19 protein-coding genes, 1 tRNA gene and 1 other RNA gene are annotated in these 20,500 nt (G+C 72.7%); 8 read left to right on the top strand and 13 right to left on the bottom strand.

Features of this window, described 5'->3' with window-relative positions:
* Window positions 1-19 precede the first annotated feature (19 nt).
* A complete protein-coding gene (gene leuA, locus ACFY23_RS13745; protein ID WP_350683331.1) occupies window positions 20-1,771 on the top strand; it encodes a 2-isopropylmalate synthase in 1,752 nt (583 codons plus the stop codon).
* Window positions 1,772-1,823: 52 nt separating this feature from the next.
* Here the strand turns inward: leuA and ACFY23_RS13740 are convergent, their stop codons facing one another.
* The gene (locus tag ACFY23_RS13740; RefSeq protein ID WP_350683333.1) at window positions 1,824-3,254 is read right to left on the bottom strand and encodes an MFS transporter; all 1,431 of its coding nucleotides are present in this window, start codon (window positions 3,252-3,254) and stop codon (window positions 1,824-1,826) included.
* Between the two features lie 108 nt (window positions 3,255-3,362).
* Here ACFY23_RS13740 and ACFY23_RS13735 point away from each other — a divergent pair, with 108 nt between their 5' ends.
* Both ACFY23_RS13735 and ACFY23_RS13730 read left to right on the top strand, forming a co-directional pair.
* Window positions 3,363-4,025, top strand: coding sequence for an HNH endonuclease family protein (locus ACFY23_RS13735; protein ID WP_350683334.1), 663 nt, complete (start codon window positions 3,363-3,365; stop codon window positions 4,023-4,025).
* Window positions 4,007-4,462 carry a hypothetical protein gene (locus ACFY23_RS13730; protein ID WP_350683336.1) on the top strand — a complete coding sequence of 152 codons (456 nt, stop codon included), beginning with the start codon at window positions 4,007-4,009 and terminating at the stop codon, window positions 4,460-4,462. The genes ACFY23_RS13735 and ACFY23_RS13730 overlap by 19 nt, the downstream gene beginning before the upstream one ends.
* An 86-nt stretch (window positions 4,463-4,548) precedes the next feature.
* On the opposite strand, the gene ACFY23_RS13725 is transcribed toward ACFY23_RS13730, so the two are convergent.
* The 9 genes from ACFY23_RS13725 to ffs all read right to left on the bottom strand — a co-directional run bounded on the left by ACFY23_RS13725 (window position 4,549) and on the right by ffs (window position 14,835).
* Window positions 4,549-5,652, bottom strand: a complete 1,104-nt coding sequence (locus ACFY23_RS13725) for an oligopeptide/dipeptide ABC transporter ATP-binding protein (protein WP_350683338.1) — start codon at window positions 5,650-5,652, stop codon at window positions 4,549-4,551.
* Window positions 5,649-6,725: an ABC transporter ATP-binding protein gene (locus ACFY23_RS13720; RefSeq protein ID WP_350683340.1), complete on the bottom strand. Its 1,077-nt coding sequence runs from the start codon at window positions 6,723-6,725 to the stop codon at window positions 5,649-5,651. The genes ACFY23_RS13725 and ACFY23_RS13720 overlap by 4 nt, the downstream gene beginning before the upstream one ends.
* A 68-nt stretch (window positions 6,726-6,793) precedes the next feature.
* Window positions 6,794-7,762 carry an ABC transporter permease gene (locus ACFY23_RS13715; protein WP_350683342.1) on the bottom strand — a complete coding sequence of 323 codons (969 nt, stop codon included), beginning with the start codon at window positions 7,760-7,762 and terminating at the stop codon, window positions 6,794-6,796.
* A complete protein-coding gene (locus ACFY23_RS13710; protein WP_350683344.1) occupies window positions 7,759-8,763 on the bottom strand; it encodes an ABC transporter permease in 1,005 nt (334 codons plus the stop codon). Before ACFY23_RS13710 ends, ACFY23_RS13715 begins: the two co-directional genes overlap by 4 nt.
* A gap of 77 nt (window positions 8,764-8,840) precedes the next feature.
* Window positions 8,841-10,505, bottom strand: coding sequence for an ABC transporter substrate-binding protein (locus tag ACFY23_RS13705; RefSeq protein WP_350683346.1), 1,665 nt, complete (start codon window positions 10,503-10,505; stop codon window positions 8,841-8,843).
* A 316-nt stretch (window positions 10,506-10,821) separates the two neighbouring features.
* The gene (recR, locus tag ACFY23_RS13700) at window positions 10,822-11,415 is read right to left on the bottom strand and encodes a recombination mediator RecR (RefSeq protein WP_350683348.1); all 594 of its coding nucleotides are present in this window, start codon (window positions 11,413-11,415) and stop codon (window positions 10,822-10,824) included.
* Window positions 11,416-11,422: 7 nt separating this feature from the next.
* Window positions 11,423-11,731: a YbaB/EbfC family nucleoid-associated protein gene (locus tag ACFY23_RS13695; RefSeq protein ID WP_350683380.1), complete on the bottom strand. Its 309-nt coding sequence runs from the start codon at window positions 11,729-11,731 to the stop codon at window positions 11,423-11,425.
* Window positions 11,732-12,026: 295 nt separating this feature from the next.
* A complete protein-coding gene (locus ACFY23_RS13690; RefSeq protein WP_350683350.1) occupies window positions 12,027-14,636 on the bottom strand; it encodes a DNA polymerase III subunit gamma and tau in 2,610 nt (869 codons plus the stop codon).
* Window positions 14,637-14,744: 108 nt separating this feature from the next.
* Window positions 14,745-14,835: signal recognition particle sRNA small type (gene ffs, locus ACFY23_RS13685), an RNA gene on the bottom strand.
* 82 nt (window positions 14,836-14,917) lie between these two features.
* Here ffs and ACFY23_RS13680 point away from each other — a divergent pair.
* From ACFY23_RS13680 to ACFY23_RS13670, 3 genes are all read left to right on the top strand, one after another.
* Window positions 14,918-15,002 (top strand) — tRNA-Ser (locus ACFY23_RS13680).
* 411 nt (window positions 15,003-15,413) lie between these two features.
* Complete coding sequence (locus tag ACFY23_RS13675; protein WP_350819416.1) at window positions 15,414-16,370, top strand: cyclase family protein; 957 nt, start codon at window positions 15,414-15,416, stop codon at window positions 16,368-16,370.
* Window positions 16,371-16,513: 143 nt separating this feature from the next.
* A complete protein-coding gene (locus tag ACFY23_RS13670) occupies window positions 16,514-17,299 on the top strand; it encodes a sulfite exporter TauE/SafE family protein (RefSeq protein WP_350683354.1) in 786 nt (261 codons plus the stop codon).
* A gap of 106 nt (window positions 17,300-17,405) precedes the next feature.
* Here the strand turns inward: ACFY23_RS13670 and ACFY23_RS13665 are convergent, their stop codons facing one another.
* Window positions 17,406-17,795 carry a hypothetical protein gene (locus ACFY23_RS13665; protein ID WP_350683356.1) on the bottom strand — a complete coding sequence of 130 codons (390 nt, stop codon included), beginning with the start codon at window positions 17,793-17,795 and terminating at the stop codon, window positions 17,406-17,408.
* A 49-nt stretch (window positions 17,796-17,844) separates the two neighbouring features.
* On the opposite strand from ACFY23_RS13665, the gene ACFY23_RS13660 reads away from it, so the two are divergent.
* Window positions 17,845-18,558 (top strand): helix-turn-helix transcriptional regulator, encoded by a 714-nt coding sequence (locus ACFY23_RS13660; protein WP_350683382.1) that lies wholly within the window; start codon window positions 17,845-17,847, stop codon window positions 18,556-18,558.
* On the opposite strand, the gene ACFY23_RS13655 is transcribed toward ACFY23_RS13660, so the two are convergent.
* Window positions 18,473-19,048 carry a YdeI/OmpD-associated family protein gene (locus ACFY23_RS13655; protein ID WP_350683358.1) on the bottom strand — a complete coding sequence of 192 codons (576 nt, stop codon included), beginning with the start codon at window positions 19,046-19,048 and terminating at the stop codon, window positions 18,473-18,475. The two genes, ACFY23_RS13660 and ACFY23_RS13655, sit on opposite strands and share 86 nt — an antisense overlap.
* Before the next feature lie 2 nt (window positions 19,049-19,050).
* Window positions 19,051-19,461: a VOC family protein gene (locus ACFY23_RS13650; RefSeq protein WP_350683360.1), complete on the bottom strand. Its 411-nt coding sequence runs from the start codon at window positions 19,459-19,461 to the stop codon at window positions 19,051-19,053.
* 61 nt (window positions 19,462-19,522) lie between these two features.
* Here ACFY23_RS13650 and ACFY23_RS13645 point away from each other — a divergent pair, with 61 nt between their 5' ends.
* Entirely contained in the window at window positions 19,523-20,479 is a 957-nt protein-coding gene (locus ACFY23_RS13645; protein ID WP_350683362.1) for a YafY family protein, read from the top strand.
* Window positions 20,480-20,500: the final 21 nt, after the last annotated feature.

The following is a 20,500-nucleotide window of genomic DNA, read 5'->3' as shown; positions in this document are numbered from 1 at the left end:
TCAAGGGGAGCACTTCGTCATGGCTCAACCCGTCACCGACGCGGAGACCGATCCGATCGCCCGGCAGCGCCCCAGCCGGATGCCGTACCACCGCTACCAGCCCTACCAGCAGCAGTTCCGGATCGACCTGCCGGACCGCACCTGGCCCAGCCGGCACGTCGAGGTGGCCCCGCGCTGGTGCGCGGTGGACCTGCGCGACGGCAACCAGGCGCTCATCGACCCGATGTCGCCGGAGCGCAAGCGGCGGATGTTCCAGCTCCTGGTGCAGATGGGCTACAAGGAGATCGAGGTCGGCTTCCCCTCGGCCAGCCAGACCGACTACGACTTCGTCCGGCAGCTGATCGAGCAGGACCTGATCCCGGAGGACGTCACGATCCAGGTGCTCACCCAGTGCCGGGAGCACCTGATCGACCGCACCTTCGAGGCGTTGCGCGGCGCGCGGCGGGCGATCGTGCACTTCTACAACTCGACCTCCACGCTCCAGCGCCGGGTGGTCTTCGGGCTGGACCGCGACGGCATCGCGGACATCGCCACCCAGGGCGCGCGGCTCTGCCAGAAGTACGCGGAGATCCACACCCCGGACACCGACATCCACTACGAGTACTCGCCCGAGTCGTACACCGGCACGGAGCTGGAGTACGCGCTGGAGGTCTGCGCCAAGGTCATCGAGGTGGTCGACCCGACCCCGGACCGGAAGCTGATCGTCAACCTGCCCGCCACCGTCGAGATGGCGATGCCGAACGTCTACGCCGACTCGATCGAGTGGATGCACCGGCACCTGCCCCGGCGGGACAGCCTGGTGCTGAGCCTGCACCCGCACAACGACCGGGGCACCGGCGTGGCCGCCGCGGAGCTGGGCCTGCTGGCCGGCGCGGACCGGGTCGAGGGCTGCCTGTTCGGCAACGGCGAGCGCACCGGCAACGTCGACCTGGTGACGCTGGGCCTGAACCTGTTCTCCCAGGGCATCGACCCGATGATCGACTTCTCGAACATCGACGAGGTGAAGCGGGCCGTCGAGTACTGCAACCAGCTCCCGGTGCACGAGCGCCACCCGTACGCGGGCGACCTGGTCTACACCGCCTTCTCCGGCTCCCACCAGGACGCGATCAAGAAGGGCTTCGACGCCCTGACGGCGGACGCCGCGGCGGCCGGGGTGCCCGTCGACAACTTCACCTGGGCGGTGCCCTACCTGCCGGTCGACCCGAAGGATCTGGGCCGCACCTACGAGGCGGTCATCCGGGTCAACTCGCAGTCCGGCAAGGGCGGCGTCGCGTACATCATGAAGAGCGAGCACCAGCTCGACCTGCCGCGCCGGCTCCAGATCGAGTTCTCCGGCGTCGTCCAGCAGGTCACCGACCACGACGGCGGCGAGGTCGACCCGGGCACGATGTGGGAGATCTTCGCCGGGCACTACCTGCTCGACCACCAGGCCGACCCGGCGCTCACCCTGGACGGCTACGCCATCGGCACCGCCGAGGGCAAGGTCGAGATCGAGGCCCGCGTCGGCATGGGCGGCGCGGCCCACTCGCTGACCGCGGTCGGCAACGGCCCGATCGACGCGTACGTCAACGCGCTCCAGTCGGTGGGCGTGGCGGTACGGGTGCTCGACTACCACGAGCACGCGCTCTCCTCCGGCGGGGACGCGCAGGCCGCCGCGTACGTGGAGTGCGAGGTCGACGGCCGCACGGTGTGGGGCGTCGGCACCGACGCCAACATCGTCACCGCCTCGATCAAGGCCGTCACGAGCGCCGTCAACCGCGCCCGCGCCTGACGCGTTAGGAAGGGCACCCTGCTAACGCCTGGCGCATAGCAGGGGGCCCTTCCTAACGCCGGGGACGGTGGGTGAGCAGGGCGGCCAACGCCGCGCCGGCCAGCAGCAGGCCGGCGCACCAGAGCATCGCGTCCCGGTAGGCGCCGGTCAGCTCGCCCGCCTGCTCGTAGCCGGTGCCGGAGAGCCCGACCAGCAGCGGGAGCGCCGCCACCGCGAGCAGGCCGCCGGCCCGGGACGCCGCGTTGTTGAAGCCGCTCGCCACGCCGGCGAACCGGTCGTCGACCGCCGCCAGCACCGACGCGGTCAGCGGCGCCACCACCAGGGTCAGCCCGACCCCGAAGAGCGTCACCCCGGGCAGCACGTCCCGCCAGTACGACGCGTCCGGGCCGACGCCCCGCAGCAGCACCAGCCCGGCGGCGGCGACCACCGGCCCGACGGTCAGCGGCAGCCGGGGGCCGATCCGCGCCGACAGCGCGCCGGCGCGCGCCGAGCCGACCAGCAGCAGCACGGTCGTCGGCAGCATCGCCACCCCGGTGAGCAGCGCCGACCAGCCGGCCACGTTCTGCAGGTGGACGGCGAGGAAGAAGGTGAAGCCGCCGAGCGCCGCGTAGACCAGCACGGTGAAGACGTTCAGCACGGTGAAGAGCCGGCTGCCGAAGAGCCCGGTGGGCAGCATCGCGGTGTCGCCACGTCGCCGCTCGACGACCACGAAGGCCACGGCGGCGGCCACCCCGACCAGCGCCGCGACCAGCACCGGCGCCGAGTCGAAGCCGCGCGCCGGGGCGTCGATCAGCGCGTACGTGACGCCGGCCAGGGCGAGCGCGCCGAGCAGCGCGCCGGCCACGTCGAAGCGGCGGCGCCGGCCGGCCTCCCGGCTGCGGGAGGTGGCCTCGTCGCGGCTCTCCGGCACCCAGCGCAGCGCGGCGAGCACCACCAGCACCGCCAGCGGCAGGTTGAGGAAGAAGATCCACCGCCAGGAGAGCGCGTCGATCAGCCAGCCGCCGATGAACGGGCCGAGCGCGGTCGAGACGCCGGACAGCCCCGACCAGGCGCCGATCGCCCGCCCCCGGTCGTCCGGGTGGAAGCTGGCCTGGAGCACCGACAGCGAGCCCGGGGTCAGCAGCGCGCCGCCGGCGCCCTGGAGGAAACGTGCCGCGATCAGCCACTCGGTGCCCTGGGCCAGGCCGCAGAGCAGCGAGGCGGCGGTGAACCAGACCACCCCGAGCAGGAAGACCCGCCGCCGTCCGAAGCGGTCGCCTAGCGCGCCGCCGAGCAGAACGAAGGCGGCGAGCATCAGCAGGTACCCGTTGACCGTCCACTGGAGACCGGCGACGGTGGCGTCGAGTTCCGCGCCGAGCCGGGGCAGCGCCACGTTGACCACCGTGCTGTCCAGGAACACCATGCCGGAGGCGAGGACGGCGGCGAGCAGGGTGCCCCGACCGTGGGCGGTGCCCAGCCGGAGCGCGGGCGCGGATTCGGTCATGGCGTTCAATCTTCCTCGCACCATATGAGGAACGCCACGAAACGCCGAAACCATGCTTGGGTACTGTGCGGGATCGCCGGGAGCCCGCAAGCTGGAGAGGTGTCGTCTGTGCGTACCAGATCAGGACCGCGCGTCGCGGTGACGGCCGCGCTGGCCGCGGCGCTGGCGCTCGGCGCGACCGGCTGCGTCCCGGTCGACGAGCCGGACACCGCCCCGCCGAGCAGCAGCGCCGGCAATCCCGCACAGAAGCTGGCCCAGCTCAGCGTCGCCAGCGCGGGGTCGATGAAGGGCTACAGCCGGGAGCGTTTCCCGCACTGGCGGGACACCGGCAAGAACTGCGACGTGCGGGACAGCGTGCTGAAACGCGACGGGGAGGACATCGAACTCTCCGGCTGCAACGTGGTCGCCGGCCGGTGGGAGAGCGTGTACGACGACCGCGCCCTGACCGACCCGTCCGACGTGGACATCGACCACATGGTGCCGCTGGCGAACGCGTGGCGCTCCGGCGCCGACGAGTGGGACGACGCCAAGCGCGGCGACTTCGCCAACGACATGGACCGACCGCAGCTCATCGCGGTTTCCAAGACCTCCAACCGGGCAAAGGGTGATCAGGACCCGTCCCAGTGGAAGCCGGCGAACCGGTCGTTCTGGTGCCAATACGCCGAGAACTGGGTGACGGTCAAGCACCACTGGCGGCTCACGGTGACCAACGCCGAGAAGGCCGCCCTGGCCGACATGTTGGAGGGCTGCACATGGGCGAGCAAGCCGTGACGGGGTCCGGGGCGACCCCCGCCCCGGAACAGATGCCGGACGCCGCCGGGGAGGACGCGGCGGCGGCCACCGGCAGCGCGCCGGCCGGGCCGACCACGGCCGGCATGACGGCGGACGGCGCGGCCGGTACCCAGACCGCGGTGCCGGGGGCGGGCATGACCGCCGACGCCGGCGGCACGTCGACCGGCGCCCAGGAGCGTACGGCCGACATCGTGCCCGGCCCGGGCGGCGTGATGACCGACGAGGTGGGCGTGGTCACCGGCGAGCTGACCCTGCGCACCGGCTACGCCGACGGCCAGGTGACGCTGTCGGTGCAGTACCGGGACGCCGACGAGTGGTACGCGGTCACCGGCAGCAAGGCCACGCTGGCCGACCCGGCCGGGCTGGACGCGGTGCACGACATCGCGGTTGCCCTGCTGCACCGCCCCGAGGGCTGACCGCACCGCCACCGAGGAGGCTCCCGGTCCGGAGGCCGCTCGCGTCCGGGCGCGGCCCCTCGGTGGGGCCGCGCCCGGGACGCGGGTCAGACGTACGAGCCGGGCTCGCTGGGGGCGGAGACGGCGCGGGGCTCCTCGCCCTCGTCCATCGGGCGGGTGATCTGCACGCTGACCTTGTGCGGCCGCAGCTCGCCGCTGGCGATCCGCTCGGCGAAGTGGCAGGCGACCCGGCTCCCGCCGATCTCCCGCAGCACCGGCCGCTCGTCGGCGCAGCGGGTCGGCTGCGCCCACGGGCAGCGGGTGTGGAACCGGCAGCCGGCCGGCGGGTTGGCCGGCGAGGGCAGGTCGCCGGCGAGCAGGATGCGCTCCCGCCGGTCCTCCACGTCCGGGTCGGGCACCGGCACCGCCGACATCAGCGCCCGCGTGTAGGGGTGCAGCGGCTCGGTGTAGAGCCGGTCGCTCGGCGCCTCCTCGACCAGCGCGCCGAGATACATCACGCCGACCGTGTCGGAGATGTGCCGCACCACGGCGAGGTCGTGCGCGATCACCAGATAGGTCAGGCCGAGGTTGTCCTGCAACTCGTCGAGCAGGTTCACCACCTGGGCCTGGATCGACACGTCGAGCGCGGACACCGGCTCGTCGGCGACGATCAGGTCGGGCCCGAGCACCAGCGCCCGGGCGATGCCGATGCGCTGCCGCTGGCCGCCCGAGAACTCGTGCGGGTAGCGCGAGAGCGCCCAGCGGGGCAGGCCGACCTTGTCCAGCGTCTCGCTGATGATCCGCCGCCGTTCGTCACGGTTGCCGCCGATGCCGTGGGTCTGCAACCCCTCGGTGAGGATCGACTCGACGTTCTGCCGGGGGTCCAGGCTCGACATCGGGTCCTGGAAGATCATCTGCATCCGGCGGCGCATCGACCGCAGCTTGCCCGCCGGCAGCTTCGTCAGCTCGACGCCGTCGAAGACGACCTCGCCGCCGGTGGGCGGGGTGAGCTGGAGCAGCGCCCGGCCGAGCGTCGACTTGCCACACCCGGACTCGCCCACCAGGCCGTACGTCCTGCCGCGCGCGATGCGCAGGTCGACCCCGTCGACCGCCTTCACGTGCCCGACCGTGCGGTCGAAGATCACCCCCCGCCGGATCGGGAAGTGCACCTTCAGGTCGCGGACCTCGACGAGGATGTCGCTCTCGGTCACGGCTTCTCCTCCTCGCGCGGGGCGGGCACCGGGCCCGCGGTCGCCTCCGCCGCCGGGGCCTCTGCCGCCGGGGTGGTGGCCTGCGGGGGCACGGTGCCCGGCAGTGGCGCCGGGTTGACGCAGCGGTAGCTGCGCCCGTCGTGGGCGTGCACCAGTGCGGGCGGCTCGCCCACGCACTCGTCGACCCGCCGGGCGCAGCGCGGCGCGAACGCGCAGCCGTCCGGCCAGGGCAGCACGTCGCGGACCGAGCCGGGGATCGGGTTCAGCCGCTCCCCGCGCCCGGCGTCCAGACGGGGCACCGAGCCGAGCAGCCCCACGGTGTACGGGTGCCGGGGCTCGCGGAACAGCGGACGACGGCGGGCCGTCTCCACCACCCGGCCGGCGTAGAGCACGTTGATGGTGTCGCACATGCCGGCCACCACGCCCAGGTCGTGCGTGATCATGACGAGCGCGGTGCCGGAGTCGCGGACCAACTCCTTGAGCAGCTCCAGGATCTGCGCCTGGATGGTGACGTCCAGCGCCGTGGTCGGCTCGTCCGCGATCAGCAGCCGGGGCTTGCAGGCCACCGCCATCGCGATGAGGGCGCGCTGCCGCATGCCGCCGGAGAGCTGGTGCGGGTATTCCTTCAACCGCCGCTTCGGGTCGGGGATGCCGACCCGGTCCAGCAGCGTCGCCGCCTCCTTCTCGGCCGCCGCGCCCTTCATCCCCCGGTGGCGCGCGAGCACCTCGGTCACCTGCAAGCCGATCGGGATGACCGGGTTCAGGGAGGACAGCGGGTCCTGGAAGATCATCGCGACGTCGCGCCCGCGGATGTCCCGCCGGGACCGGTCGTCGAGCTGGAGCAGGTCGGTGCCGTCGAAGACCGCCTTGCCGCCGACACGCATGCCCGGCTGCTTGGGCAGCAGGCCCATGATCGCCAGCGAGGTGACGCTCTTGCCACAGCCGGACTCACCGACCAGGCCGACCACCTCGCCGGCGTCGACGGAGAAGGAGACCCCGTCGACGGCGTGCACGGTGCGCTGACCGCGCCGGGCGAAGGTGACGGAAAGGTCGTCCACTTCGAGCAGTGCCATCATCGACCTTCCGTTCGCGACTGCGGGGCTCGCAAGCTCACTCCTCGCGCTTCACACATTGAGGTGACCTACTTCCGCAGCTTCGGGTCGAGGGCCTCGCGCATCGCCTCACCGAGCAGGGTGAAGCCGAGCGCGGTGATGATGATCGCGACCGCCGGGTAGATCGCCAGCCCCGGCCGGATGCCAAGGTACGGCTGCGCGTCGGCGAGCATCACGCCCCACTCCGGCACGGCGGTGTCGGGGTTGCCGAGGCCGAGGAAGGAGAGCGCGGCGGCCTCGATGATCGCGGTGGCCAGGGTCAGCGTGGCCTGCACGATCACCGGGGCGAGCGAGTTCGGCACCACGTGGGTGATGGCGATCTTCGACTTCTTCACGCCCAGCGAGGTGGCCGCCAGCACGTAGTCGCTGTTGGCCTGGGAGATCATCGAGCCACGCAGCAGCCGGGCGAAGACCGGCACGGACACCACGCCGACCGCGATCATCACGGTGATCAGGCTCGCCCCGAGCAGGGCGGCGATGCTCACCGCCAGCAGCAGGCTGGGCAGCGCCAGCATCATGTCGATGACCCGCATGAGCGCGGTGTCGACGGCCCGGCCCCACCGGCCGCCCAGCCCGGCCGCCGCGCCGGCGACCCCACCGATCAGGGCGCCGACCGCCAGACCGATCAGCGTGGAGACCACGCCGACGAGCAGGGTCTGCCGGGCGCCGACGATCATCCGGCTGAACACGTCGCGGCCCTGGTGGTCGTAGCCGAACCAGTGGTCGGCGGAGGAGCCGGGGATGAGGCCCTGGCCCGACTTGACCACGCCCTCGCGGATGCCGATCGCGTCGGTCGGCCCGTACGGGACGAAGAACGGCCCGACCACCGCGACCAGGACGAAGAGCACCAGGATGACCGCGCCGATGATCGCCGCGGGGTTGCGCCGCAGCCGGCGGAACGCCTCCTGCCAGAGGCTGACGCCACGCTCGTCGTCGCGGGCCGCCAGCTCGGCGAGCCGGTCGATCTTTTCCTTCTTCTTGCCGGTGGTGATCGTCATCGGACCCTCACCCTCGGGTCGATCAGGCTGTAGGAGAGGTCGACCAGGAGGTTAACGAGCACGTACACCACCGCGATGATCATGATGAAGCCCATCAGCACCGGGTAGTCCCGCTGGCCGATGGCGTCGTAGATGAACGCCCCGATGCCGCTGAAGGCGAAGACGGTCTCGGTCAGCACCGCGCCGGAGAGCAGGCCGCCCGTGAGCAGGCCGATCGAGGTGACCACCGGCAGCATCGCGTTGCGCAGCACGTGCCGGCGGCGGACGGTCGGCTCGGTGAGGCCCTTCGCCTCGGCGGTGCGGACGAAGTCCTCGTTGAGCACCTCCAGCACGCTGGCCCGGGTGATCCGGACGATGATCGCGAGCGGGATGCTGGCCAGCGCGACGCCCGGCAGCACGAGGTGCCAGATCGCGTCGGCGGCGGCGTCCCACTCCCGGGTCATCAGCCCGTCGAGGATGAAGAAGTTGGTGATCCGGGTGGCGCCGAGCGTCGGGTCCTGCCGGCCGCTGGACGGGAACCAGCCGAGGTTCTCCGAGAAGATCGCCTTGAGCACGTAGGCCAGGAAGAAGACCGGGATGCAGATGCCGATCAGCGAGCCGCCGACGGAGAGGTGGTCGAGCAGCCGGCCGCGCCGGCGGGCGGCCAGGTAGCCGAGCGGGATGCCGAGCCCGATCGCGATCACCAGCGCCATGACGGTCAGCTCGACGGTGCCCGGGAAGCGCTCCAGGAACTCCGTGGTCACCGCGCGCTTGGTGGAGGTCGAGGTGCCGAGGTCGAGGCGGAGCAGCCGCCGCACGAAACGGCCGTACTGCACCAGGATCGGCTCGTCGAGGCCCATGTTGCGCCGGATCGCGGCACGCATCTCGGGCGTCCCGCGCTCGCCGAGGATGGCGGTCTCGGGGCCGCCGGGCAGTCGACGGAGCCAGATGAAGAGCAGGAGGGAGAGCCCGAACAGCGTGGGTATCAGCTGGAGCAGGCGTCTGACGATGAACCGGAACACGGTGGCCTCGAAAGGGGTACGGAGGGCCGCGGGCGGACGCTGTCGAAACAGCGCCCGCCCGCGGTCGGAGCGTCAGGTCAGGACTTGAACTCGGCCGTTTCAAGCCGCTCGTCGGTGAGCGGGCTGGCCTTGACCCCGGTCACGTCCTTGCCGAACACGATCGCCGGCGGCGAGTGCGACACCGGGACGCCGGGCAGGAACTCCATGATGGCCTTGTTGAGGGCCTTGTACTTCTCCACCCGGGCCGCCTGGTCGGCGGTGGTGTCGGCGTCCTTGAACTGGTCGAACAGGGCCTTGTTGGTGAAGCCCCACTCGTCCTTCGGCCGGTCGAAGAAGGTGCCGATGAAGTTGTAGGCGTCGCCGTAGTCACCGGTCCAGCCGAGGAAGTGGATGTCGTGCTTGCTGCCGGAGGTGGTGGCGTTGAGGTAGTCCGGGCTCCACTTGAGCGGGATGGCCTGGACGTTGATGCCGACCGCCTTGAGGTCCGCCGAGAGCAGCTCGAAGATGTCCTTCGGGTTCGGCATGTAGGGGCGGGTGACCTCGGTCGGGTAGTGGAACTTCAGGGTCAGGTTCGTCGCGCCGGCCTCGGCCAGCAGCTGCTTGGCCTTCTCCGGGTTGTACTCGTACTTGGCGACGTCGCCGTTCCAGCCCTCGACCGTGTCCGGCATGAAGTTCTCGGCGACCTTGGCGCCCGGGGGCAGCTTCGAGTCGACCAGCGCCTGCCGGTTCAGGGCGTGCGCGATGGCCTGCCGGACCTTGAGGTCGGCGAGCTTCGGGTTGCCCTTCTGGTTGATGGCCAGGTAGAGCACGTTGAACGCCGGGCGGGTCAGGACGTTGAAGCCCTCGCCCTTCAGCGGCTCGACGTCGGCCGGGCCGACCAGGTCGTAGCCCTGGATGTCGCCGGAGCGCAGCGCCTGCTTGCGCGCGTTCTCGTCCGAGATGGTCTTGAAGATGAGGGTCTTCAGCTTGGCCTTGTCGCCGGCGTAGTCCTCGTTGCGCTCCAGGGTCAGCGTCTTGTTGGCGACGTCCCAGGACTTGAACTTGAACGGCCCGGTGCCGGTCGGGTGCTCCATCGCGTACGCCGGGTACTTGATGTCCTCGGCGGTGCCGCCCACGTTGCTGGCGTCGTACTTCTCCAGCGCGGTCGGGCTGTGGATGGAGAACGACGGCAGCATCAGCGCGGCCGGGATCTTGCTGGAGACCCGGGTGAAGGCCAGGTCCACAGTGGTGGCGTCCTTGACGGTGCAGGACTTGAAGAGGCTCGGCGGCAGCTCCGCGTCCTCGTTCTTGGCGAAGCCGCCCATGACGTCCTGCCAGTACGCCGTCACGTCCGGGCTCTGCATGAGGCCCTTGGCGTTGTACCAGCGGTCGAAGTTCTTGCAGACCGCCTCGGCGTTGAAGTCGGTGCCGTCGTGGAACTTCACGCCGGAACGCAGCTTGAAGGTCCACGTCGTGCCGGCGGCGTCCGGAGTCCAGGACTCGGCCAGACCGGGGGTGATCTTCGTGCCCCCCTCCTCCGGCGTGACCAGCGTCTCGAAGATGCTGCGTGCGACGCGCAGCGACTCACCGTCGCTGGCGAAGCTCGGGTCGAGCACCTTCGGGTCTCCGGCTACGCCGAAGACGAGGGTGTCCTTCTTGCTACCGCTGGAACTGTCATCGCGGTTGCTCTCGGCGCAGCCTGCTACCGCGAGGGCCGCGACCGCGACGGCCGCGATAGCGACCTTCGGCCTGGATGCACGCATGGTGCTTCACCTCGTCCTTGGGGTTACGGACAACGTGGTGACAGGGGTCACCGATGGGCGTGACCTTAGCCCTCGTTCGGACCGCCGGGAAACCGTCGTCGAACTGGTTGGTACCGGATCGTGTCTTAACCGGTACGCCCCGCCCCTGAGACCCGCGGCAGACCGCCATCAATGGAGCGATATGCCCGGTTCGACCGATGCAAATTTGTTACATGGATTGACGCTCGCTCCGTCCACATGTCAGAACCACAGTGGAGCCGGAGGCGCGTACGACGGTGGCCGGCACCGGGATCCGGTGCCGGCCACGATCGCCGGATCAGACGGCGCGACGCCCCTCGAAGGCGCGGCCGAGGGTGATCTCGTCGGCGTACTCCAGGTCGCCGCCGACGGGCAGGCCGCTCGCCAGCCGGGTCACCGCGATGCCCATGGGCTTGACCATCAGCGCCAGGTAGGTGGCGGTGGCCTCGCCCTCGGTGTTCGGGTCCGTGGCCAGGATCAGCTCCCGCACCGCGCCCCCGCCCAGGCGGGTCATCAGCTCGCGGATGCGCAGGTTGTCGGGCCCGATCCCCTCCAGCGGGTTGATCGCCCCGCCGAGCACGTGGTAGCGGCCCCGGAACTCACCGGTCCGCTCGATCGCGACCACGTCCTTGGGCTCCTCGACCACGCAGAGCACCTCGTCGGTGCGGCGCGGGTCACGGCAGATCCGGCACTGGTCGGACTCGGCCACGTTGTAGCAACTGGTGCAGAACCGCACCAGCTCCTTGACCTTGCGCAGCGCGCCGGCCAGCCGGTTGACGTCGGCCGGGTCGGCCGACAGGACGTGGAACGCGATCCGCTGCGCGCTCTTCGGGCCGACGCCCGGCAGCCGCCCCAGCTCGTCGATCAGGTCCTGGATGGCGCCCTCGTACATCTGCCGCTCAGAAACCGGGCAGGCCGAGGCCGCCCATGCCGCCGGTGACCGGGCCCATCTTCTTCTCGGTCAGCTCGCGGGCCGCCTCGGCGGCGTTGTGCACGGCCGCGACGACCAGGTCCTCCAGGGTCTCCACGTCCTCCGGGTCGACCGCCTTGGGGTCGATCTTGATCGCCTTGAGCTCCCCGGTGCCGGCGACGGTCGCGGTCACCAGGCCGCCCCCGGCGGTGCCGGTCAGCTCGGCCTCGGCCAGCTCGGCCTGGGCCTTGGCGATCTGCTGCTGCATCTTCTGCGCCTGCTTCAGCATCTGCTGCATGTTCGGCTGTCCACCTGGGCGCACGGATGGCTCCTTCTCGCACTCGTCTGCTCGGCCGCCGCTCAGCCTATCCGCTGGGAGCGGCCCTGCCCCGCCCGGTGCTTCCCCGCCGGGCGGGTCCCGGGGGACGATCACGGGGTCGACCGGAGGGAGCCGGCGGATGTCCCGGGGAACATGCCGCGGCGGCCATGGAACGGCAGGCGCGGGCCGGCGCGACCATGGACGCCGGCCTCTACGCCGGCCTGCTGACGCGCGCCGCCGGTGACGTCCGGGCCAGCGTGTGCGGTGTGGTGCCCTATCGGGCGTCGACCTCGTCGATCTTCTCCGCGCCGAACGCCTCGCGCAGCAGCCGTACCGCCTGCTCCTCGCTGGACTCCCGCGCGGCCCGCTCGTCGAGCACCTCGTCCAGCGGCTCGTCGCCCGGGTCGAAGCCCTCGTAGGTCGGGCTCGCCGGCTGGGCGCCGCCGGGGCGTCCCCCGCCGCCGCGCACCGGCCCGTCGAAGTCCGGGTCGTACGGCGGCTCGCCGGCCCAGTCGGCGTCCGCGGTCTTCCGGGCCGCCTGGGCCGGACGCGGACCGCGTCCCGCCGCGGCCGCCCGCGCCGCCGCGATCGCGCTGCTCACCGGGGGGCCCGCGGGCGCGGTCTGCTGCGGCGGCGCCGAGGGACCGGCCGGCTTCGGTACGGCCGGCGCGGCAGTCGCCGCCACGCCGCCCATCGGCGCGCTGCCCGTCGCCGCGCCCGCCGTCGTGGTGGCCGACGTGCCGCCCGGCCGGGCCGGTTCCGGCCAGTCGTCGGCGTCCCCGGCCGCGCCACCCGGGCGTGCCGGTTCGGGCCAGTCCTCGCCCCCGCCGGCCGCGCCACCGGGCCGGGCCGGTTCGGGCCAGTCCTCGGCGTCGTCGGCGGAAGCGCCGCCGCCCCGCGCCGCACCCGCACCGGAGGCCGGACGAGTCGCCCCGCCCTGGCCGCCACCACGCGGCCCACCGGTCGCGCCATCGGGCCCGCCGGCTGCGCCGCTCGGGCCGCCCGGGGCCTGGTGGGCGGGGACGGCCGGCGGCAGGGAGGCCGGAGCCGTCGGCGGCGGGGAGGCCGGGCGGGCCGGGGCGGCGGGACGGGACGGGCCGCCGAGCGACGCGCCACCCCGCTCGCCGGCCACCTCGCAGCGGATCTGCCAGCGGCCGCCGAACTCCTCGTACAGCGCCTCGGCCAGCACCGAGGTGTGGTTGCCCATCATCTGCGCGAGCACCGGCGACTTGACGGTCAGCACCAGGGTGTCGCCGTCCACGTCGCGGACCACCGCGTCGCGCATCAGCGCGGCGGCCGGCTTCTTGATCCGGTTGACCTTGGCGACGATGTCCGGCCAGACCCGGCGCACCGCGACAGCGTCCAGCGTGCCCGTCGGAGCCGCGCCGGGGCGGGGCGGCTCCGGGGTGGCCGGGTCGGGCATCACCGCCGACGGCGGCACCGGACGGCGGGCGGAAGCATCGGCGGGCGGGCCACCGGCGGGCGCACCCACCGGGTCCGCGGCACCCGGGACTGCCTCCGCCGACCGGGAACCGGTGGCGGCCCCAGCCGCGACGCGGGCGGCGGCGAGACCGGACGGAGCGCCGGCAGCCGCCGGCGGGCCGGCGGTCCCCGGGTCGGGCGCGGCGGCAGCCGCGGTCGCGGCGGGAGTGTCAGGGCGTACCGGAGGGGCGGAGGTGACCGGCGCGGGGCCGGCGGCGGCCGACGGCGTGTCGGTGCCGACGAGGGTGAGCCGGCGCTCCATGCGCTCCAGGCGCTGGAGCAGGCCGCCGGTGGTGTCGTCGGCGCCGGGCAGCAGCATCCGGGCGCAGATCAGCTCCAGCAGCAGCCGGGGGGCGGTGGTGCCGCGCATCTCCACCAGGCCGTTGTGCACGATGTCGGCGCAGCGGGACAGGGTGCCCGGGCCGAGCCGCTGGGCCTGGGCGGCCATCCGCTCGATCTGGTCGGTCGGGCCGTCGATCAGGCCCTTGGCGGCGGCGTCCGGCACCTGCTGGAGCACGATCAGGTCGCGCAGCCGTTCCAGCAGGTCGGAGGCGAACCGGCGCGGGTCGTGCCCGGCCTCCGCCACCCGGTCGACGGTGGCGTACGCGGCCGCCCCGTCCCCGGCCGCCAGCGCGTCGCACATCTCGTCGATCAGGGCGGCGTCGGTGACGCCGAGCAGCGCGGCGGCCCGGGAGTAGGTGACCCCCTCCGGCCCGGCGCCGGCGATGAGCTGGTCGAGCACGGAGAGGCTGTCCCGGGCGCTGCCGCCGCCCGCGCGCACCACCAGCGGGAAGACCGCCGGCTCGACGGAGACCCCCTCGGCCTCGCAGAGCTGCTCCAGGTAGGGCCGGAGCACCTTCGGCGGAATGAGCCGGAACGGGTAGTGGTGGGTCCGCGACTTGATCGTGCCGAGGACCTTCTCCGGCTCGGTCGTCGCGAAGATGAACTTGAGGTACTCCGGGGGCTCCTCGACCAACTTGAGCAGGGCGTTGAAGCCGGCCGACGAGACCATGTGCGCCTCGTCGATGACGAAGATCCTGAAACGGCTCTTGGCGGGCGAGAAGATCGCCTTCTCGCGCAACTCGCGGGCGTCGTCGACGCCGCCGTGGCTGGCCGCGTCGATCTCGATGACGTCCATCGAGCCGGGGCCGTCGGTGGCCAGCGAGCGGCAGGACTCGCACTGCCCGCACGGCTCCGGGGTGGGACCCTGCTCACAGTTGAGCGAGCGGGCCAGGATCCGGGCGCTGGAGGTCTTGCCGCAGCCACGGGGGCCGGAGAAGAGGTACGCGTGGTTGAGCCGCCCGCTGCGCAGCGCCTGCGACAGCGGCTCGGTGACGTGCTCCTGCCCGATGACCTCGGCGAAGGTGCGTGGCCGGTACTTGCGGTAGAGCGCCAGTGCCACTCGTCCCGCCTCCTCTCGACCGAGCCATTCTGCGCCGGTCCGTCGCGGGTGACCACCCACCCCGCCGGTGACCTGACCCGCAGGGACGTTACCGGCGCCCGGAGACAGAAAGGCCCCCCGTGCACCCGTCAGAGCCCGCTTATCCTTGCTGCCTTCCGGCCCTGGGGAGGTTCACGAGATGCACGCCGCACGGGGGGTACCGCCAAGCCTACCCGACGTTGCGTCGATCTTCAGGGGGTGGTGGGGTGGCCCACCCGCCGGAGACCTGTATCCTCGTCTGCGGAGGATTCGCCTAGAGGCCTAGGGCGCACGCTTGGAAAGCGTGTTGGGTTAACACCCTCACGAGTTCGAATCTCGTATCCTCCGCTCATCTGAGCAGCACGAACACGAGGGACGGCCCCCACCGGGGATCCGTCCCTCGCGTCGTCTGTATGACTGTTCGTCCCGATCCTCGTCTCCTTCGCCGGTTCAAGGCCCCGCCGCCGACGGTCGGGGTGTGCGGGGCGCCTCGTCCGATTTCCTCCGGCCGGTCGCGTGGGGCAGCGCGGAGACGTAGCCGCGGCATGTCCGTCCGCGCGGTCGACGAAGTGGTCGAGCAGCTCCCGGTGCACGAAGATGTGGCCGTCGCCGACCTAACGGAGGAACAGGCACAGCGGCTGACCGCGAGGGCGGCGAACACGATGGTCAGATGCGCGTCGACCGAGGCATGTCAAGGAGAGGGCGGGATACCCTGCCTGCGGTGCCTCGAACCGCGTGACCCGAGGAGTCGATGCTGGGATGACGGCAGGGCGACCGATCCCCACACAGGACGACGTGCTCGGGTATTTCAACACGCTGTCGAACTGGGGTCGGTGGGGCGACGACGACGAGCTCGGGACTCTGAACCACATCACCGACGACGTCCGGCTGGCGGCGGCGCGGGCCGTGCGCCACGGCAGGAGCGTGTCGTGCGCCTGGGAGGTTGCCGCACCGGAAGAGATGGAGCGGTCGACGACGACGTGCCCGTGCGCCGCCGACATGCCGGGTGCCGAGGACATGCCGGCGCCCGGATTCCGCGCCGACCGGCGGTGGGGCTTTTCGTCCGAGCGGCTGGGCATCACGTTCCACGGCAACACCGTCACCCACGTCGATTCGCCGTGTCACATCTTCTGGGACGGCACGATGTACAACGGGCGGTCGCACTCGTTGGTCGACTCGGCGACGGGATCGGGGTGGGCGGCCGTCACGGCGGCGGCGAACGGGATCGTCACACGTGGTGTCCTGCTGGACATTGCGAGGGTCCGTGATGTGCCGTGGTTGGAACCGGGGCAGGCCGTGTTTCCCGACGATCTGGAGGAGGCCGAGCGTCGCCAGGGTGTGCGGGTGCGATCCGGCGATGCGGTACTCCTGCGGACCGGCTATGGCCGCGTCCGGCACGAGGCCGGTGCGGCCAGCGGTTTCACGCAGGCCGGCTGGCACGCGTCCTGCCTGCCGTGGCTGCATGAACGGGAGGTCGCGCTGATCGGCGCTGACACCCCCCAGGACGTTCAGCCGTCGGGGTACGAAGACGTGTTGATGCCGGTTCACGCCGTGAGCCTCGTCGCGATGGGTCTGTGGCTGCTCGACAACTGCGACCTGGAGGTGTGCGCGGCGACGGCTGCCGAGCTCGGCCAGTGGGACTTCCACCTCGCAGTCGCGCCGGTCCGCTTCGCCGGTACGTCCGGCAGCCCGGTCAACCCGATCGCCACATTCTGACCCTGGGTCGGGAGGTGATCTCCGACGCAGGCCGGCCGACCGGCGATGCCCGGCCCCTACGCTGGCAGCCGCATTCGACAGCGAGGTAACCGGGCGGCGGCGACCTGAGGGCGACGACCGGCCCGGAGAAGGCGCGGACACAGATGAACACGATGCTGAACGCCACCGAGATGCTGGCCGTACTGGCCGCCGGGGTCGCGGCCGGCGCCATCAACGCGGTGGTGGGCTCGGGCACGCTGGTGACCTTCCCGGTCCTGCTCTCCCTGGGCTTTCCGCCGGTGGTGGCGAACGTGTCGAACACGGTCGGGCTGGTGCCGGGGTCGTTCTCCGGGGCGTACGCCTATCGGAAGGATCTGGCGGGGCACGGCCGGCTGCTGGCGCGGCTGGGCGTCGCCGGCGTGCTCGGCGGGGTCACCGGGGGCGTACTGCTGCTGCGCCTGCCGCCGGGAGCGTTCCGCGCCATCGTGCCGGCGCTGATCGGGCTGGCGCTGGTGCTGGTGGTGGTGCAGCCGCAACTGGCCCGGGCGCTGGCCCGCCGGCAGGGCCGGGACGGCGGCGACCCGTCCGCCGGGGTCCGGCACGCCGGGCCGCTCCTGCTCCTCGGCGTGTTCGGCACCGGGGTGTACGGCGGGTACTTCGGCGCCGCCCAGGGCGTGCTGCTGCTGGGGCTGCTCGGGGTGCTGCTCTCCACCGACCTGCGCTGGGTCAACGGGGTCAAGAACGTGCTCGCCGGGCTGGTGAACGGGGTCGCGGCGGTCCTGTTCGTCGCCCTGGGCACGGTGGCGTGGCAGCCGGCCCTGCTGATCGCCGCGGGTTCCGTGGTGGGTGGCCTGATCGGCGGCCGCTGGGGACGCCGGCTGCCGCCGGTGGCGCTGCGCGCCGCGATCGTGGTCGTCGGGCTCGCCGCCCTGGTCAACCTGCTGTCCTGAGCGGCGCCGGCCGGTGCCGACCAGCGCGCCCGGGGCCGGCGATACAACGCGGCTGCGACGGCGGGGGTGCTGGCAGTGGCGGCGAGTTGACGCAGGTGCGGCGTCGTCAGCCGCGTGCGCGGGCCCAGGAGATGAAGCGGTCGGCCAGCTCGGCGGGGTTCACGTCGTGGTCCAGCCCGGCGAGTTGCTCGGCGGCCTCGGCCTGGAGGGTCGCCAGGTAGACGGTCAGCGCGGCCCGGTCGTGCCGGTACTCGCCGAGCAGCCGCAGCTTCGCCGCCGAGCAGGGCCAGGCGATGCCGCATGCCCGACAGCGCCAGGTGGGCCGGGCCGGGACGTGCTCGCGGCGTCGATTCATCGCGACGACGCCCCCGCCGCCCCCGGCCGCCCCCGTGCCGACGGAGACCGGCCCGGCCGCATCGGCGGCGACCGGAACCGGGCCGGCCGGCTCGGCAACCACCGGGACCGACCCGGCCGGCTCGGGGCCGGTGGAGAGCACCCTGGCCCGGTCGACGCGGACGAAGGCGAAGCGCGCGCGGGCGCGGAGGGTGCCGTCCGGGGTGACCTCCGAATCCCTCGCCGAGAAGGTCGGGGTCGACCCGAAGACGGTCGGCCGCTGGCTGACCGAGGATCGCATCCCGCACCCCCGACATCGGTTGGCGGCGGCGGAGGCCCTCCACCGGGACGTGTCGGACATCTGGCCGGACACTTCGAGACGTCGTGACCCGATCTGGTTTCGTCCGTGGCAGGAGATCGAGCGCGAGGCGGTGTCGCTGCGGTCGTACGAGTCGGTGGTGCTGCCCGGGCTGCTCCGGACCGAGGCGTACGCCCGGGCCGTGCTGACCGGCGGCGGCCTGTTCCCCCGGGGCGACGTCGAGCGGCACCTGGCGGCCCGGCTCGCCCGGCAGGGCATCCTCCGGCAGGACGAGCCGCCGCAGTTCACGGCCGTCGTCGACGAGGCGGCGCTGCGCCGCCCGGTCGGCGGCCCGGCCACCATGCGCGAGCAGCTCCGGGCCCTGGTCACCGCCTGCGCCGAGCCGCACGTCCGGCGGCGTGGCGCGTGTTCGTCGACCGGATCACCGAGCGCCCCTGACCCAGGCGGCGGCGACCGAGCGGCGGCGACCCGGGTCGGTATCCGGGGCCGCGGGAAGCTCTCCGCGGCCCCGGACGACCCGGTCACCCCGCCGGCGCCGGCGTGGCCTCCAGGGTCGCCAGCGCCCGCCGCAGCGCGCCGGCCCGCCCCGCCGGCGTGCGCGCCTTGAGCAGCGGCAGGAAGATCCCGTACCGGTCGCTGCGGCTGAGCGCCTCGAACGCCTCGCGGGCACGGTCGCGGTCCGCGAGCGCGGCGACGAGCTCCTCGGGTACGGCGGCGCTGCGCTGCGGGGCGTACGCCGTCACCCATCGGCCGTCGGCCTTCGCGGCCTCGACCTGCGCGCGGCCGGCGGGGCGCATCCGGCCGGCCGCCTCCAGAGCCGCGACGCGGTCGACGTTGACCCGCGACCACGGGCTGCCGGGCCGACGCGGCGAATAGCGCTGGAGGAAGTGCGTCTCGTCCAGGCGACGGCGGTGGCTGTCGATCCAGCCGTGGCAGATGGCGACGTCGCCGGCCTGGTCGGCGGTCATGCCGACCGCACCTGAGCCCTTCTTGGCGATGGTCAGCCAGGCGGCGGTTCGGGTCGCGCCGTGCTCGGCGAGCCAACGGTCCCACTCGTCGATGTCCGCACAGTGGATGGTCTCGTCCTCGTCCACCATGGTCAGCCCTGCCCGGCGAGGGTCTCGACGTAGTGCGGGTTGTACATGACGCCCAGCAGGTTGCCGAACGGGTCGACCACGGTGGCGGTCACGAAGCCGCTGCCGCGATCCTGCGGCGGCTCGTGCGCGGTGGCGCCCAGGGCGAGCAGCCGCGCGAACATGCCGTGCACGTCGTCGACGTGCCAGTACAGGACGACGCCGCCCGGTCCGGACGCCGCGCCCGGCGGCCGGTAGCGGCTGTCGATGAGGCCCAGTTCGTCCTGGTGGTCGCCGAGGCGCCATTCCGCGTAGCCGTCGCGCAGGAAGTACGGCTCGAAGCCGATGAGTTCGGTGTACCAGCCCTTCGCCGCCTGCCAGTCCGCCGCCCAGTAGCTGACGTTGGCCATGCCGCGCAGTCTCGGTGTCTCCGTCATGACCCCACGCTAGGACGGGTTGAGGAACATAAGGTTCCTCAACCTCGGGCAGAATCGAAAAATGCTGGAAACCTCGGTACGGCTCCTGCGGCTCCTCTCGCTCCTCCAGCAGCGGCGTGACTGGTCCGGCGCCGACCTGGCGGCCCGGCTGGCGGTCACCACGCGGACGATCCGCAACGACGTCGACCGGCTCCGGCAGCTCGGCTACCAGGTGGACTCGACCACCGGCCCGGCCGGCGGCTACCGGCTCGGCGCCGGCACCGCGCTGCCGCCGCTGCTGCTCGACGACGACGAGGCGGTGGCGGTCGCGGTCGGCTTGCGGGCGGCCGCGGCGGGCTCGGTCACCGGCATCGAGGACGTGTCGCTGCGGGCGCTGACCAAGCTGGAGCGGACCCTGCCGGCACGGCTGCGCCCGCGCGTCGACGCCCTGCGCGCCACCACGGTCTCGGCGGCCGGCGGCGGGCCGACCGTCGACGCCGACACGCTGTCCACCGTCGCCGCCGCGGCGCACCGACACGAACGGCTGCGGTTCGAGTACGCCGGCCACGACGGGCGTGCCAGCGTGCGCGACGTCGAGCCGCACACCCTCGTCTACACCGGCCGCCGCTGGTACCTGCTGGCCTGGGACACCGACCGGCGGGACTGGCGCACCTTCCGGGCCGACCGGGTGCGCCCGCTGCCGCCGACCGGGCCACGGTTCGTGCCGCGCGAACCGCCGGGCGGCGACGCCGCGGCGCACGTGCTGCGCGGCGTCCGCTCGCTGGTCTGGCCGTACCGGGCGCGCATCCGGTTCCAGGCGCCGGCCGCCGTGGTGGCCGAGCGGAGCACCCCCACCTCCGGCGAGATCATCCCGCTCGACGACGCGACGTGCGAGCTGGTCACCGGCACCGACTCGCTGCACGACCTGGCCACGTACCTGAGCAAGTTCGACGTCCCGTTCACGGTTCTGGATCCCCCCGAACTCCGCGACCTCCTCCGCACCCTCGCGACCCGCTACCTGGCCGCCCTCCCCGACTGACCCCACGGCGGGGCGCGGGTT

It is taken from the genome of Micromonospora sp. NPDC000121 (assembly GCF_042899165.1).
In the GTDB taxonomy this organism is placed as follows: Bacteria; Actinomycetota; Actinomycetes; order Mycobacteriales; family Micromonosporaceae; genus Micromonospora.
This window is presented reverse-complemented; position numbering and strand designations above follow the sequence as displayed.

Bases quoted from the DNA above. Each gene is read 5' to 3' on its own strand.
- leuA (WP_350683331.1), top strand. From the start codon at position 20: ATGGCTCAACCCGTCACCGACGCGGAGACCGATCCGATCGCCCGGCAG.
- ACFY23_RS13740 (WP_350683333.1), bottom strand. From the start codon at position 3,254: ATGACCGAATCCGCGCCCGCGCTCCGGCTGGGCACCGCCCACGGTCGG.
- ACFY23_RS13730 (WP_350683336.1), top strand. From the start codon at position 4,007: ATGGGCGAGCAAGCCGTGACGGGGTCCGGGGCGACCCCCGCCCCGGAA.
- ACFY23_RS13720 (WP_350683340.1), bottom strand. From the start codon at position 6,725: ATGGCACTGCTCGAAGTGGACGACCTTTCCGTCACCTTCGCCCGGCGC.
- ACFY23_RS13715 (WP_350683342.1), bottom strand. From the start codon at position 7,762: ATGACGATCACCACCGGCAAGAAGAAGGAAAAGATCGACCGGCTCGCC.
- ACFY23_RS13705 (WP_350683346.1), bottom strand. From the start codon at position 10,505: ATGCGTGCATCCAGGCCGAAGGTCGCTATCGCGGCCGTCGCGGTCGCG.
- recR (WP_350683348.1), bottom strand. From the start codon at position 11,415: ATGTACGAGGGCGCCATCCAGGACCTGATCGACGAGCTGGGGCGGCTG.
- ACFY23_RS13695 (WP_350683380.1), bottom strand. From the start codon at position 11,731: ATGCAGCAGATGCTGAAGCAGGCGCAGAAGATGCAGCAGCAGATCGCC.
- ACFY23_RS13675 (WP_350819416.1), top strand. From the start codon at position 15,414: ATGACGGCAGGGCGACCGATCCCCACACAGGACGACGTGCTCGGGTAT.
- ACFY23_RS13670 (WP_350683354.1), top strand. From the start codon at position 16,514: ATGAACACGATGCTGAACGCCACCGAGATGCTGGCCGTACTGGCCGCC.
- ACFY23_RS13655 (WP_350683358.1), bottom strand. From the start codon at position 19,048: ATGGTGGACGAGGACGAGACCATCCACTGTGCGGACATCGACGAGTGG.
- ACFY23_RS13650 (WP_350683360.1), bottom strand. From the start codon at position 19,461: ATGACGGAGACACCGAGACTGCGCGGCATGGCCAACGTCAGCTACTGG.
- ACFY23_RS13645 (WP_350683362.1), top strand. From the start codon at position 19,523: ATGCTGGAAACCTCGGTACGGCTCCTGCGGCTCCTCTCGCTCCTCCAG.